Here is a 14,725-nt window from a genome sequence, read left to right on the forward strand (position 1 = left end):
AGGCCGAGCGCCCACCGCGCCGGTGAAGCCCCGCTGGATGTGGGGCGGAATGCCGAACGCAGGGGGCGGTCGGCCATTCCGCGGCTGCCATGATGGCAGCCGTTTCACAGGAGGACGATATGCGCGAGATGGCACGGTGTGTGTTGGCGAGTGTTCTTGTGGTCAGCCTACTGGCTGTGGGTTGCGCGAACCAGTCGCGGACCGTGAGGACCGAACAGACGGTGAGCTCCTCATCAGCGGTCGAGCCGCCACCGCAGCGTGTTGTCAGTGAAAAAGAAACCGTGGAAACGCGCACCGAGGTCCATCGTGAGTCCCAAGGGATCCTCAGCACGGCGGTGCACGTCGTCGGAGAAATCATCGCCCTGCCATTTCGTCTGATCGGGGGGCTCATCCGGATGATTTTTTAACACGGGAGGATAACATGAAACCTGTGCGACTGGCGATCATCGTCGGGCTCACCTTCCTCGTGGTGGGAGCCGGCGTTCGGATGATGACGGGGCCTTCAAGGGATGGGAAGGGCACGGTGTTCGACACCATTCAGGATGAGGCCCTGAAAGTGAAAGAAGCCCATGAGCAAGAGTCCCAGGCAAAGAAAGACAGCCTGGCTCAGCCGAGTCCCTATGGCAATAAGGATGCTCCGTTGACCGAATCAGGGATTCAACGCCAGCCAGGAACCTAACGTTGGAACACAGCGGGCACGCTCGATTTCAGTGCAGGAGACTTCATCGGGTGGCTATACTCGGTAATATCCAAAGAGAGGGAGTGCCCTCCCCCAGTCCCGCGCCGCCTAGTCTACGGCAAGACGTATGACATACATCATGGAAATGGCGATGGCGGCGTTCTAAGCTTTGTGGTAACATGCAGAGCATGTTCAGACGGTGGGGACGGCTGCTCGCGGGAGGGATCGCGGCGGGCGCGCTCATCGCCGGAATCAGCGACAGCCTTCAGCAGCATGTGGCACTCGATCGCGCGCTGAAGGCCTCATCCGCGCGCGAAGCCTGGATGAGCGCTTGGCTGCAGAGGGCCGCGCAGCGAATCATCGCGCTGAATCGTCGCCTGGATGAGACGACGCGTGACGTGGCCGTGTTGACCGCCCGCCTGGAACCATCCCCCTCAAGCGATGCCCCGATCGTTCGGCAGTCATCAGCCATCCGCTCGCCTACACTCGAATTATCTCCCGTCACCGTGCGCAGCCTGCAGCGGCAGGTCAGCGGGCGCGTGCTCCAGGTCAACCCAACGTGGGGGTTTATCGTCGTTGATCTCGGGCGGGAGGCGACGCGCATCGGCGATCAGCTGCGCATTGTGCGCAACGGACGGCCCATTGCCGCGGTGGAAATTGAGCGGGTGAGCCACACCGCTTCTGCTGCGCGCATTCTCCCAGGCTATGAGATTGCCGCGATCACACCAGACGATATGGTGGAGTTTCAAGGATCCCGCTGATGCGTCCTCGTGCCGTGTTGAAATGGCCTCTGGCCATCGTGCTAGGAGCGGTCATGAGTTCCATCGCTTTTGCTGAACAACAGTCCAGCGTCACCCAGCGGCTGGAGGCGATCGATCGCGCCCTGACCCAGGTGGAGCAGCAGCGCCCCGTGGCGAGCCAGCCGGCGCATGCTCGTGGATGGGCGGTCGGCCGTAGTGCTGCTAGGCCGCAGGCGCCATGGCGCCAGCCGGCGTCATCGCTGGCACTCTGGACTCTTGCGGCAGCTTTCGCCGGCTTGATTGCCGGAGCCGCGTGGCTCACTCGGCAACTTCGCGCTTGGCGCGCGCAGGCTGAGCAGCAGGGCACCATCATCCAGCAGGCGGCCGCCGAACAGCAGCGACTCTTGTCCCAGGTGCGGATCTTGCAAGAACAGCAGGCCGCACAGGACCGTACGTTCCAGACCATCAAACGCGAACTCGCCGACGCGCAGCAGCAGCGCGATGAGGCCAACTGGTATTTAGGCGAGGCCAGAGCCCGTCTCTGAGCTCGTCTCGCTCTCCCTCCTGAAAGCTGGTACAATCTCTTTTGTCAGGCCAACACCCTGACAATGCCCCCACCGATGACCCCTGAAGAGTTTGCCAAAAACGAATATCGGGATTACGTCACCTACCGGGAACTTGCCCTCATTGAGACGGTGCCAGCCTTCAAGCGCATCTTGGAGGAGCTGACACAGCATGAGCTTGAGGATTACAACTTCTGGCTGAGCCTTTCCTCCAAGAAAACATTCCGCATCAGCCCGTGGGAGCTACTGTTCCTGAAATTCCTCAGAAGAGTACTCGGCCTGACCTTCACTGCGAAGTTCCTGGAGCGGCATGAAAAGCAAGCCATCATGAATTACCACGAGGTCTTGCTGACGGCCAGCGGGAAGATGAAAGAAGAGATCCAGCAGATCATTCGGCATGAGGAATACCACGAACGCTCCCTCATCGACCAGATCAAAGAGGAGCGAATCACATTCATGGGCAGCATCGTCCTCGGCTTGAATGACGCCCTCATTGAGCTGACCGGAGCGCTTACCGGCTTTGCCTTTGCGTTCCACACCAGTCGGACCGTGGCTGTGGCCGGATTCATTCTGGGCATCGCCGCTTCCATGTCGATGGCTTCTTCCGCGTATCTCTCCGCCCGGCATGAGCAAGGCAAGGATCCGGCCAAAGCCGCGCTGTATACCGGCGTCTCCTACCTGGCGGTCGTGCTGCTGCTGTTGCTACCGTTTGTCGTGATGCCGTATGCGCCGGCCGCCGTCGCCGTCATGATCGCCACCGTGATCCTGATCGTGGCCGCGCTGTCCTACTATACGGCGATTGTGTTTGAGCGAGCGTTCAAGAAAAGCCTGGTGGAAATGCTGCTCTTTAGCGTCGGTGTCGCCATCGTCTCGTTCATCATCGGCTCGCTGGCGCGCCGATTTACCGGCCTTGAGGCGCTCTAGCGAGGGTCTCATGAACACCGGCACGCCCATGCGCCAGATCAAAAAGGTGTGGAAGCAGATTCCGACGATCGAAGGCGCTGGCGTGCGCCTCAAGCGCGTCTTCGGTTATCACCAAGTGCCGCAGCTCGACCCCTTCTTGCTGCTCGACTGCTTCAACTCGGATCATCGCGACGACTATATCAAGGGGTTTCCGTGGCATCCGCACCGCGGCATCGAAACGATCACCTATGTCTTAGACGGCGACGTGGAGCACCAAGACAGCCTGGGCAATCGCGGAGTGATCCGGCCCGGCGATGTGCAGTGGATGACGGCCGGCAGCGGCATCATTCACCAGGAGATGCTGCAGGGCAGCCCCAAGGGACGGATGTGGGGATTTCAGCTATGGGCGAATTTGCCCCGGCGCAATAAGATGATGGACCCTCGCTACCGCGAGGTCACGGCACCGCAGATTCCCGCGGTCAAGACCAGCGAGGGAGCCACAGTGCGGATCATTTGCGGCCGGCTCGGTGAGGTGGAAGGCCCGGTCAAAGAAATCGTCACCGATCCGGAATATTTCGATGTCACGCTGCCGACCGGCAAAACGTTCACCCATTCGGTGAAGCCTGGCTACACCGTCTTCGCGTATGTCGTGGAAGGCGCAGGGCATTTCGATCCTGGGCAAAACCCCTTTGACCGCGAGGCAATCGGCGAGAACTATTTTGACATGCAGCCTTCCTGTGTGTGCAAAGAAGGGGACATCGCCCTCTACGCTCCCGAAGGCGATACGGTGCTGATCACGACCAAGAAAGCACCGGTGCGCTTTTTGCTGATCAACGGCCGGCCGCTCAAGGAGCCGGTGGCGTGGTATGGCCCGATTGTCATGAACACCAAAGACGAATTAAAAACGGCGTTTCAAGAATTCCAAAATGGAACTTTCATTAGCCAATTTGCCCCAATAACGCTGAGGGCTGGCAGGCGGCGTTGAGAGATTGATGGAGGTGTCTGTGAGCGGGCGGTTGCGGGAGTTGGCCGCGTTGTTCCTGAAGCTGGGGACGATCAGCTTCGGCGGGCCGGCGGCTCACATTGCGCTGATGGAGGAAGAAGTCGTGCATCGGCGTCGCTGGCTCACACGAGAGCACTTCCTTGACCTGGTGGGGGCGACCAATCTCATCCCTGGGCCGAACTCCACCGAGATGGCGATTCATGTGGGCTTCCTCCGAGGCGGTTGGCCTGGGCTGATTGTGGCCGGGGCCTGCTTCATTCTGCCCGCCGCTCTTATCACCGCGGGGTTCGCCTGGGTCTATGTCCGGTTCGGCTCGCTGCCGAACGCCGCACCGTTTCTCATGGGGATCAAACCCGTGGTGGTGGCGGTAATTCTCACCGCCATCTGGCGGTTGGGCAAGACCGCGGTGAAGACATGGCAATTGCTCGTCATTGGCGTGATCGTCGCCGCAACAGCGTTGTTGGGCGTCAACGAAATCCTCGCATTCTTCCTCGGTGGGGTCGGCGGCATGTGCTGGCTCTCGCTTCCGCATCAGACGCGGCGTCGCCATCGTGGGAACGCTGGTGTCGTTGTCGCATCGGTGCTGGGCGTTCATGGCAGAAGCTGGGCAGCCATCGCGGTTGCCGGAGCGGCGATCGCGACCCAGGTGTCATTGTGGAAACTAGGGCTCTTCTTCCTCAAAGTCGGCAGCGTGCTCTATGGCAGCGGCTACGTGCTGGTGGCGTTTCTACAAGGAGGGCTGGTGCGCGACTACGGCTGGTTGACTCAGCAGCAGCTCCTCGATGCGATTGCCATCGGACAGATGACGCCCGGTCCTGTGTTGTCCACGGCCACCTGCATCGGATATCTCTTGGCGGGATCTGCAGGTGCGGTGGCGGCGACGGTCGCCATCTTCCTGCCATCGTTTGTCTTCGTGGCGATGCTCAATCCCATTATTCCCAAACTTCGCCGATTGCGCTGGACGTCAGCGTTTTTAGATGCCGTGAACGTCAGCGCGATCGCCTTGATGGCGGCGGTGCTCATCCAGTTCGCCCGTGCCGCGCTTGCTGATTGGCGGGCTTGGCTGATTGCGCTGGTCGCGGTCGCGGTGGGGCTGCGGTGGAAGCTCAATACCGCGTGGCTCATTCTCGGCGGCGGTCTGGCCGGCTGGGTGCTCTCGGTACTGGTGGAGCATTGAGGGATATGAAGGGTAGGGAAAGCGGCATGCCGACGAAAGAAGTGTGGGAGAAGTTTTTCCATCCCGCTGAGGCGCTCGGCGTGATGGGATTGGATAGCACGGTGAAGGACGTCGTTGAGTTTGGATGCGGATACGGCACCTTTACCATCCCTGCCGCGAGAATCATCGCCGGCACCATCTATGCCATCGATGTGGAAGCGGACATGGTTGAAGCGACCAGAACAGCAGCCGCCAGCGCAGCACTGCGTAACGTCAACGTCATGCGTCGGGATTTCGTGGCGGAAGGGACGGGGTTAAAAGCGGCCAGCGTGGATTACGCGATGCTGTTCAATATCCTGCATATCGAACACCCTGAAACGTTGCTGAAAGAGGCATGGAGAATACTCCGCATCGGCGGGAAACTCGGCATCATTCATTGGAACTATGACCCTGCAACCCCGCGAGGGCCGTCGATGGACATCCGCCCCAAACCTGCGCAGTGCGTCGCGTGGGCCGAAGCGGCAGGATTTGGCAACCTCCGACAGCGCAATTTGCCGCCGTATCATTATGGGATCGTGATGAATCGTCAAGCCGCGCCGGCATGATCAAGACGATCACCGTCCTTTTCTCTGTCGTATTATCTGCGCTCCTCTGTGTTGTGTTGTCAGGCGATGCGTTGCTTGCGCAAGAGGCCGCAACCTCAGCACCGGGCGAAGGCCTGAAGGACGAGCAGATGAACGTCAGGCCGGAATGGGTGCAATTGATGAGCGAATTTCCAGACCGCTTCATGAGCGGCTCAGACAATTTTGTCGGCGCTCCCGGCGGCCGCCGTGTTGGACCGCCGTCGTTTGCTGACATCTGGGCGATACTCAATCAACTGCCCGAGGAGTTACAGCGCACAGTCGGCCGAGCCAACGCCGCGCGCGTGTATTCGTTGGGCGAGTAATTCCCATGCGCTCATGAGATCGTGTCTTGTCGTTCGATGATGCGTGTGTTATGCTGAATAGCGTCGGAGAGAATCGATGTCGAGGATCATAGCAAGCACAAGTCGGCCGCTCCCGAAGAGCTTTTGGCAGGACCAACGGTGGGCCTTTGATCATTACCCCCAATTAGTCAAACGGTACGGCGATCGCTGGGTGGCGGTGGTCAACCGCCGCGTGGTCGCAACCTCAAAAAGCTCGGTCACAGCTCAGAAACAAGCCCAAGCCAAGACAGGACGCTCGCCGGTCGCGGTTATCTTCCTCGAAACCGGCCGGCATGTCTACTAGGATCGGGCTCACCTTCCGTCGGCTGCCTGATGTGGAATTCCTCCATCGCGGGATCGCCCACAACCGCATCTTTTGCACCGTCCAATTTGAGACGCCCGACAAGGACGTCTTCATTCAACCGGCGATCGTCGACACCGGCGCGCCACTGTGCCTGATCCCCTCAGACCTTTGGCAGCAGGTGCGAACCCAGCAATTTGAGACCACGCAGGTTGGCGGGTTGGTGGGCCGTAAAGAGTGCGCGGTGTCTGCTCGCCTAGGAATTCTGAGCATGACGCTGCTCGATCCGCAAGGCCATCGGCAACGCCTGACCGTAAGAGCCTTCCTAGCTCACACCAGCGACGTCCCACTCATCTTAGGTTTCCAAGATTGTTTGGAGAAAGCGACGGTCCACGTCGCCTTACCTCGCCATGAGGCCTGGCTTGAGTTTGACTAACGCGAAGCCAGCGCCCGCCATTTTCCATAGCCCCCCAGACGTTCTCGACGGTATAATACCCTCCGCAGCGCTCTCGCCGTCGGCTGTCAGTAATAATCAGAACCGTCCCGAATTTTACCGTGGCGTCGCGCCCGCAGCGTCCGCTCGCTCAGATGCTCGCTCCGGGCGCTCGCCGGGCAGCGAAGCGGCCACCAACTCCGCGCCCGGCTGGGGCGCGATCGGACAGGTAGCCGCGGCTCAAGGGAATTCGCTGCCGGCTCGCTGAGCTCGCAATTCGCTCGCCAGCCGCTGGGGCGCGACGCAGCTTTTTCAGCGGGCGTAAAGCAATCAGTCTCTGGAACAGTTGGGTTCGTAACGGCGATATGAATCACAGAGAAACCGCTTCGGATTTTATCAGGAGAAAAGACTCCCAATTCAAAAGCGAAAAGTCCTTGATTCGAATGAAAGACATAGGGCGTCGAGGAAGGTTCTATTTCAAGCGAGAGGCATGGACGTTTCTTCCTCAGCATAATCTGCAAGAGAAGGTTTTCGTTTTTGAACGATTAAGAAAAGTGAAGTCCACTGGACGCCTATCGTATAAGTCGTCATGGAAGGAAGACGACATTGAATACAGGATTGGATATTTCATAATTGGTAAAATTAAGAGAGCCAGAGGGCGATGGGTTTGGGGCCAATTTTGCCCCCTGATACCCATCTCAGATTTTGAGAAGCTGATTTCAAAGGCCAAAAGAGAGAAAGTAATTCTTCCGTGAATTCCGGAACACAATACCTAATTCGAAATGAATAAGTCGGTATTTCTCCAGACCTACGGTTGTCAGATGAACTCCCGCGATTCCGAGGAAGTGATCGGGATGCTGACGGCGCAGGGATACCAAATCGCCGAGGAGCCGGAGAAGGCGGACGTGATACTCCTCAATACGTGTTCGGTGAGGCAGCATGCGGAGGAACGGGCGTTTGGGAAGATGGGCGAGCTGTCGATGATGAAGAAGGAGCGACCTGAGCTTGTGCTCGGCATCATCGGCTGCATGGCCAAGCTAAGGCAGGAGGAAATTTTCAAGCGCTTGCCGCGCGTCGATCTCGTCGCCGGACCGGCGGAACTGTATGATTTGCCGTATCTTCTCGCCGAGATCCAGGAGAAACGCCAGCTCCCAGCTCCTAGCTCCCAGATCCTAGCCAAGGTCATCGCAGTTGGTCGGCAATTCCGCCCGCTGGAGAAGAAGCCGGCGGGGGAGTATCACGCGCCTGGGGTGAAGGCGTTCGTGACGATCATGGAAGGCTGCGACAAGGCCTGCACCTACTGCATCGTGCCGAAGACGCGCGGCCAAGAGATTTCACGTCCGGCTGAGGATATCATTGATGAAATCCGCCACCTGGTTGAGGCGGGATATAAGGAAGTGACCCTGCTGGGCCAGAACGTCAACTCGTACGGCAAGAGATTTCCTGATGGCAGCGGGTACAAGGGACCGCTCGGTCGCCTACGTCTATTAGAGGAAGCGCCAGAGTCGCTGCTCGATTTTCCGCAACTGCTGCGGATGATTGATGCTTCCATTCGATCGCCAGAGCGATATCAGATATCACATGGCCATGTGATATCTGATATCAGGGTTCGGTTTACGACGAGCCATCCGTTTGATGCGAATGAGCGGTTGTTTGCGGCGATGCGGGAGTGCGAGTCGGTCTGCGAGGCTCTGCATTTGCCGGTGCAGTCCGGCTCCAATCGGATCCTGCGCGCGATGCGGCGCGGCTACACGGCCGAGGCGTATCTGAAAAAAATCGAGTTGCTGCGGCGCTACGTGCCAGACATGAGTCTGTCGACGGACATCATTGCGGGGTTTCCCGGTGAGACCGAGGACGATTTTCAGGCCACGATTCGGCTGATGCGCGAGGTAGGCTATGATAATGCCTACATTTTTAAGTATTCGCCGCGGCCAGGCACCGATGCCGCGGCCCGCAAGGATGATGTGCCGCAAGAGGTCAAGGAAGCGCGCAACCAAACACTGCTCGCCCTGCAGGATGATATAGAGGAAGCGCGCCATCACGCGTTGGTGGGGCAGATGGCGCAGATTTTAGTTGAATCGAAGGGGCGGTTTGGAGGACAATGGTTTGGTAAGACCCGTGGCAACCACGGGGTGATCGTTGAAAACGAAGAGCCGTTAGTCGGTCAGTTCGTTGATGTGAACCTGACTCGATCTGTACAGCATACGTTGTTTGGAACGCGAGTAGGGCACTCTACATGCCACGAATCGTCGCGCTCGTTGGACCCACAGCCGTTGGCAAGTCGGCCATCGCGGTAGAGCTAGCCCAGTCGTTGGGAGCGGAAATCGTCTCCTGCGACTCCATGCAGGTCTACCAGCAGATGCCGATCCTCTCGCAGGCTCCCACCAGAGCGCAGCGCGCGCAAGTGCAGCATCATCTCATTGATTGCATCGAGCCCACCGCCGATTTCAGCGTCGGCCAATACCGCAAGATGGCTGTGCCGATTATCGACCAGATTTTAGCGCGCGGCAAGCGCGTCCTCATCGTCGGAGGCACCGGCTTGTATCTGCGGGCGATCACCGAAGGTCTTTGCGAAGCGCCCCCGGGCGATCTGAAAGTCCGCGAGCAGCTCTGGAGCGAGTGCCGCGGGGTGGGGAGTGCGACGCTGCACAATCGGCTGCAAGGCGTTGACGCGACGGCGGCGTCCAAGATTCATCCGAATGACGCGCGCCGTATTATCCGCGCCCTCGAAGTCTATGCGCTCACCGGCAAGCCCATTTCGAGCTGGTGGCGGACCGCCTGCGAGGAAATCAGCGCCGGGCATGTGGCCGTGATCGGGCTCACGCGGGATCGGGACGCGCTGTATCAGTGCATCAACAAGCGGCTGCTGCACATGATCTATGAGGAGGGTGTCATCAATGAGGTGCGCGAGCTGCTCGGGCTGCCGTTGTCGCGCACCGCGCGGCAGGTGCATGGGCTGGCTGATCTCGAGGCGTATCTGGCCGGGGCCCTCACCCTCAAGGAAACCATCACCATCTGGCAGCAGCGCGTGCGCAACTACGCCAAGCGCCAGCTCTCGTGGTTTCGTCAGACCACGGGCATTGCCTGGGCGACGGTGGCGGCTGATGAGCGCTCGTGGGAAACCAGCGCGCGCCTGACGGATCTGATTCGCCACACCGCCGCGGCAAGTGCCGGCCCGCTGTCCTCTGCTGTGTCCATCGCCTAATCGTTTTGCACCCCCCTTGCTGATCGCGACGTGACCGATGCCGACTGAGCGCGCTGTCCTTGTGACCATCGAGCTGGATCGCCGTTTCTCCAAGGACGGGATGGCCTGGCCGCTTCAGGATGAGGCGCAGGAGTTGAGAGAGTTGGCGGCTTCCTCCGGCTGCGCAGTGGCCGGAGAAGTGGCCGCCCGGCGCCATACGCCGGTGGCCGGGACATTTTTGGGCAGCGGCAAGCTCGAGGAAATCGCCGGTGTCGCGCGCGAAACCCAAGCGCACGTCGTCATCTTCAATCATGAGCTCTCGCCCGCCCAGCAGCGGAACATTGAAGACGCGCTGCGGGTGAAGACCATCGATCGCACGCAGCTCATCCTCGACATCTTTGCCCAGCGCGCGACATCCCAGGAAGGCAAAGTGCAGGTGGAGGTGGCACAGCTGCGGTATCTCCTCCCCCGGCTGGCGGGCAAGGGGATCATGCTCTCGCGGCTTGGAGGCGGCATCGGCACGCGCGGCCCCGGCGAGCAAAAACTCGAAGTCGATCGCCGGCGCATCCGCCACCGCATCGCGCGCCTCTCCGATGAATTGGAAAAGCTCGGGCGCCGGCGGCTGGCCACGCGCGCGCGGCGCAAGGAGACCGCGGTGCCGGTCATGGCGCTTGTCGGCTACACCAACGCGGGAAAAAGCACGCTGTTGAACCGGCTCACGCGGGCCGACGCCGCGGCTCGCCATCAGCTCTTCACAACATTGGATCCGCTCGCGCGCCGCCTGCGGCTTCCCGGCGGTCAGATCGTGATTCTCACCGACACCGTGGGGTTTCTCCATCAGCTGCCGCATCATCTGATCGAGGCGTTCCAGGCGACACTTGAGGAGGCGCGGGATGCCGAGTGCCTGCTGCATGTGGTGGATGCCAGCCACCCGCAGGCTTCCTCGCAGATCGAAGCGGTGCATGAAGTCCTCAAGACGCTGGCGTTGCATGAGAAGCCGGCGATCACGATTTTGAATAAGCGGGATCGCGTGGCTAACACCGACCGGCTGACGGCCCTGGAGCACGCCTATCGCCCTGCCTGCGCCATCTCCGCCAAGACCGGGGAAGGTCTTGAGGCGCTCCTGGCCCTCATGGAATTGACGCTTGACAACGCTTCCGAGATCGCCTAAACTTAGGTTTAGCACTCGATACTTCAGAGTGCTAATCCAAGGAATCCAATGTCCGTAACTGACTTTGACGAAAGGAGAAAGAGAATCCTTGAGCTCATCATCGAGGCGTATGTGTCAACCGCCTCGCCGGTGGGCTCTGAGATGATTGCGCGCAAGCTGCGCTCAAGTTTAAGCTCTGCCACGATCCGCAACATCATGGTGGAGCTGGAAGAGCAGGGCTTGCTGGAGCAGCCACATACCTCGGCCGGACGCGTGCCCACGGATTTGGGGTATCGGTTTTACGTGGATTCGGTGATGGACGCGCCCCGCCTCTCCGCGGAGCGGATCCAGCAGATTGAAGTACTGATCCACCCGGCGGCGATGGAAGTTGAGCAGCTGCTGGAGCGGGCGAGTGCCGCGCTCTCCGAGTTGACCCAGCAAGCCGCGTTTGTGGTGGCCCCCACCGTCAAGCGCAGCACCGTCAAGCAAGTGGAGCTAGTCCCTTTGAGCGTGCGCAAGCTGCTGTGCGTGCTCATCGCCAATGACGAGATGATCACCTCGCACGTGATTGAGGTCGAAGAGCCGCTGACGCGCGATGAGGCGACGGCCCTGGTGCGGTTCATCAACACGGAGCTTGTCGGGCTCTCCTGCGTGGAATTGCTCAGCTCGCTTGAGCGCCGCATTCTGGGCGAGAGCGATTCGTTCTATCACCTGGTGAAGCGCTCGTTGGATATTTTGCAGCATGCGCTGTTGACCGAGCCTGAGGAGCGGCTCTTCCTTGACGGGGCCACGTATGTGGTGGCGCAACCGGAATTTGCCCGCGATCCGCACAAGGCGCACGCGCTGCTCAAGGGGCTGGATCAGGAGCAAATCTTGCTGCAGCGCATTACGGAGGATCTGGCGTTCGCCGGCGTTCGCGTTCGGATCGGCAAGGAAGTCCAGGTGCCGGGCTTGGAAGAGTGCAGTTACGTCGCAGCACCTTTCGCCATGCATAACGAGGTCGTTGGCGGTGTTGGCGTGCTCGGGCCGAAGCGGATGGATTACCCGCGCATGCGTTCGCTGGTGGAGGCGATGAGCCGCTCGATCACGGATCTCTTGAACCGATGGGACACCCTGTAAACCCTGAGCACCCCGCGCCGGAGCAACCAGCGCTCGAGGTGCGCGTGCCGCCGGAGCTGGCCGAGAAGCGGCAGCGCGCGGCCGCGCACGACGAGCTTGAACGGCTCAAGAGCGAGGCGGCGGAGGCCAAGGACAACTATCTTCGCGCGGTGGCCGAGATTGACAACACGAAGAAGCGGCTTCAGCGCGAGAAGGACGAGTTTGCCAAGTACGCGGCGGAGTCCGTGATCCGCGGCCTCTTACCGATTGTGGATAGTTTGGATCAAGCGCTCGTGGCCGTTGATAAACAGTCGGATCCCCAGGCCGTGATCAAAGGCGTGCACCTGATTTACCGGCAACTGCTCGGCGTGTTGGAGCAGGAGGGGGTCAAGCGCATTTCGACCATCGGAGAGCGGTTTGATCCGCATCTGCATGAGGCGGCAGGGCATGTTCCAGTCGCCGATGGAGCGGTGGATGGCACCATTCAAGAGGAAGTGCACGTGGGCTACACGATGCATGGCAAAGTGATTCGACCAGCGTTAGTGAAAATTGCAAAGGCGACCCATGACACACGACCCACGACGTATGACCAAGATCAAGGAGGAATAGATAATGGCTAAGGTGATTGGAATCGATTTGGGAACATCGAACAGTGCCTGCGCGGTGATGGAGCATCAGCAGCCGACGATCATCCCGTCAGCGGAAGGGACCAGCGTGGGCGGCAAGGCGTTTCCGTCGTTCGTGGCGTTCACGAAAGACGGGCAGTTGCTCGTCGGTGAGCCGGCTCGACGCCAGGCCGCCACCAACCCCGAGGGGACGGTGCAGGCGGCCAAGCGCAAGATGGGCACCGATCATGTGTACAAAATTTACGGCAAGGAGTATACGCCGCAGCAAGTCTCGGCGTTCATCCTGCAGAAGATCAAGCGGGATGCCGAGGCGTACCTGGGCGAGCCGGTGAAGGAAGTCGTCATCACCGTGCCGGCGTACTTCAATGACAATCAGCGGCAGGCCACGAAAGATGCCGGCTCCATCGCCGGCCTTGAGGTGCTGCGCATCATCAACGAGCCGACAGCGGCGTGCTTGGCCTACGGGTTGGACAAAGCCGGCAAGGAACAGAAGATCCTGGTGTTCGACTTAGGCGGCGGCACGCTCGATGTGACCGTCATGGACATGGCGCAGGGCGTGTTTGAAGTGAAGTCGACCAGCGGGGATACGCAGCTGGGCGGCACCGATATGGACTTAACCCTGGTCGACTACATCGCGACCGAGTTCAAGAGAGAATCCGGGATTGATGTCAGATCCGACAAGATGGCGGCCCAGCGCATCCGCGAAGCGGCGGAAAAAGCGAAGATCGAGCTCTCCAACGTGCTGGAGACGGACCTGAACCTGCCGTTCATCACGGCGGATGCCGCAGGGCCGAAGCACCTGACGATGAAGCTCACGCGCGCGAAGGTTGAGCAGCTGCTGGATCCGATCATCCAGCGCTGCCGCAAGCCGGTTGAGCAAGCGCTCTCCGATGCGAAGCTGCGGCCGGCGGAGATCGATCGCATCATCCTCGTCGGAGGCCCCACCCGCATGCCGATCGTCCAGCGCTTCGTTGAAGAAGTCGCTGGCAAGAAAGTGGAGCGCGGGGTCGATCCGATGGAATGCGTGGCCAAGGGGGCTTCCATCCAGGCGGCGGTCCTGAAGGGCGAAGTCAAAGACGTGCTGCTGCTGGATGTGACCCCGCTGTCGCTAGGGATAGAAACGCTGGGCGGTGTCTTCACCAAGCTGATTGACCGCAACACGACGATCCCGACGAAGAAAAGCCAAACCTTCTCTACGGCGGATGATAACCAGCCCGCGGTGACGATTCGCGTGCTGCAAGGCGAGCGGCCGATGAGCGCGGACAACACCGAGCTGGGCCGCTTCGACCTGGTGGGGATTCCGCCGGCACCCCGGGGCGTTCCGCAAATCGAGGTGACCTTCGACATCGACGCCAACGGCATCGTGCATGTCTCGGCCAAGGATCGCGGGACTGGGAAGGAGCAGTCCATCAAAATTACCGCGCCGGAGAAGCTCTCGAAGGATGAAATCGAGAAGATGGTCAAGCAGGCCGAGCAGTTCGCCGAGACCGACAAAAAGCGCAAAGAGGCGGCCGAGGCGAAGAACCAGGCGGATCAGCTGGTCTATGCCACCGAGAAGAGCCTCAAAGACCTTGGCGATAAAGTCAGCCAGGAGGAGCGTCTGAGGATCGAGCAGGCGGTGCGCGATGTGAAAGAGGCGATCAAATCGGATGACGCCGGCAAGATCACGCAGGCCACCGAGGCGCTGATGAAGGCCTCGCATAAGCTCGCCGAAGAAGTGTATAAGAGCAAGGCGGAGAATCAGAAGACAGAAGACAGAGGTCAGAGGTCAGAAGGTGCCGAGGAGCCATCGGGGAAGGTCGGCGGCAAGGACAATGACAACGTCGTCGACGCCGACTTCAAAGTCGAAGACGATAAAAAATAAGGCGATATCAGATATGAAATGGCCATTTCATATCTGATATCGTTGTGGAAAAGCTGTGGAA

The 14,725-nt window shown here is 60.0% G+C and carries 17 protein-coding genes; all 17 read left to right on the forward strand.

The window, feature by feature from the left end; translation table 11 throughout:
- Positions 1–119 precede the first annotated feature (119 nt).
- The 17 genes from HY737_03450 to dnaK all read left to right on the forward strand — a co-directional run bounded on the left by HY737_03450 (position 120) and on the right by dnaK (position 14,664).
- Positions 120–407 carry a hypothetical protein gene (locus HY737_03450; GenBank protein MBI4597438.1) on the forward strand — a complete coding sequence of 96 codons (288 nt, stop codon included), beginning with the start codon at positions 120–122 and terminating at the stop codon, positions 405–407.
- 14 nt (positions 408–421) lie between these two features.
- Positions 422–679 (forward strand): hypothetical protein, encoded by a 258-nt coding sequence (locus HY737_03455; protein ID MBI4597439.1) that lies wholly within the window; start codon positions 422–424, stop codon positions 677–679.
- A 188-nt stretch (positions 680–867) separates the two neighbouring features.
- The gene (locus HY737_03460; protein ID MBI4597440.1) at positions 868–1,440 is read left to right on the forward strand and encodes a hypothetical protein; all 573 of its coding nucleotides are present in this window, start codon (positions 868–870) and stop codon (positions 1,438–1,440) included.
- 53 nt (positions 1,441–1,493) lie between these two features.
- Entirely contained in the window at positions 1,494–1,964 is a 471-nt protein-coding gene (locus HY737_03465; protein ID MBI4597441.1) for a hypothetical protein, read from the forward strand.
- A gap of 75 nt (positions 1,965–2,039) precedes the next feature.
- A complete protein-coding gene (locus HY737_03470; protein ID MBI4597442.1) occupies positions 2,040–2,906 on the forward strand; it encodes a VIT1/CCC1 transporter family protein in 867 nt (288 codons plus the stop codon).
- A 10-nt stretch (positions 2,907–2,916) separates the two neighbouring features.
- Entirely contained in the window at positions 2,917–3,870 is a 954-nt protein-coding gene (locus tag HY737_03475; protein ID MBI4597443.1) for a pirin family protein, read from the forward strand.
- A gap of 7 nt (positions 3,871–3,877) precedes the next feature.
- Positions 3,878–5,065, forward strand: coding sequence for a chromate efflux transporter (gene chrA, locus HY737_03480; GenBank protein MBI4597444.1), 1,188 nt, complete (start codon positions 3,878–3,880; stop codon positions 5,063–5,065).
- Between the two features lie 5 nt (positions 5,066–5,070).
- On the forward strand, positions 5,071–5,649 hold the full coding sequence (locus HY737_03485) for a class I SAM-dependent methyltransferase (protein ID MBI4597445.1): 579 nt from the start codon (positions 5,071–5,073) through the stop codon (positions 5,647–5,649).
- On the forward strand, positions 5,646–5,990 hold the full coding sequence (locus HY737_03490) for a hypothetical protein (GenBank protein ID MBI4597446.1): 345 nt from the start codon (positions 5,646–5,648) through the stop codon (positions 5,988–5,990). Before HY737_03485 ends, HY737_03490 begins: the two co-directional genes overlap by 4 nt.
- A 76-nt stretch (positions 5,991–6,066) precedes the next feature.
- Positions 6,067–6,312: a hypothetical protein gene (locus HY737_03495; protein MBI4597447.1), complete on the forward strand. Its 246-nt coding sequence runs from the start codon at positions 6,067–6,069 to the stop codon at positions 6,310–6,312.
- Complete coding sequence (locus tag HY737_03500) at positions 6,302–6,745, forward strand: hypothetical protein (GenBank protein MBI4597448.1); 444 nt, start codon at positions 6,302–6,304, stop codon at positions 6,743–6,745. Before HY737_03495 ends, HY737_03500 begins: the two co-directional genes overlap by 11 nt.
- 818 nt (positions 6,746–7,563) lie before the next feature.
- Positions 7,564–9,039 (forward strand): tRNA (N6-isopentenyl adenosine(37)-C2)-methylthiotransferase MiaB, encoded by a 1,476-nt coding sequence (gene miaB, locus HY737_03505; protein MBI4597449.1) that lies wholly within the window; start codon positions 7,564–7,566, stop codon positions 9,037–9,039.
- Positions 8,979–9,947 (forward strand): tRNA (adenosine(37)-N6)-dimethylallyltransferase MiaA, encoded by a 969-nt coding sequence (miaA, locus tag HY737_03510; protein MBI4597450.1) that lies wholly within the window; start codon positions 8,979–8,981, stop codon positions 9,945–9,947. The genes miaB and miaA overlap by 61 nt, the downstream gene beginning before the upstream one ends.
- 37 nt (positions 9,948–9,984) lie before the next feature.
- The gene (gene hflX, locus HY737_03515; protein MBI4597451.1) at positions 9,985–11,097 is read left to right on the forward strand and encodes a GTPase HflX; all 1,113 of its coding nucleotides are present in this window, start codon (positions 9,985–9,987) and stop codon (positions 11,095–11,097) included.
- Positions 11,098–11,145: 48 nt separating this feature from the next.
- Positions 11,146–12,195 (forward strand): heat-inducible transcription repressor HrcA, encoded by a 1,050-nt coding sequence (gene hrcA / locus HY737_03520; protein MBI4597452.1) that lies wholly within the window; start codon positions 11,146–11,148, stop codon positions 12,193–12,195.
- Positions 12,180–12,794, forward strand: a complete 615-nt coding sequence (locus HY737_03525; GenBank protein MBI4597453.1) for a nucleotide exchange factor GrpE — start codon at positions 12,180–12,182, stop codon at positions 12,792–12,794. Before hrcA ends, HY737_03525 begins: the two co-directional genes overlap by 16 nt.
- Positions 12,787–14,664 carry a molecular chaperone DnaK gene (gene dnaK / locus HY737_03530; protein ID MBI4597454.1) on the forward strand — a complete coding sequence of 626 codons (1,878 nt, stop codon included), beginning with the start codon at positions 12,787–12,789 and terminating at the stop codon, positions 14,662–14,664. The genes HY737_03525 and dnaK overlap by 8 nt, the downstream gene beginning before the upstream one ends.
- Positions 14,665–14,725 lie beyond the last annotated feature (61 nt).

This window comes from Candidatus Omnitrophota bacterium (assembly GCA_016209275.1).
Taxonomy (GTDB): Bacteria; Omnitrophota; Gorgyraeia; order Aquiviventales; family Aquiviventaceae; genus JACQWM01.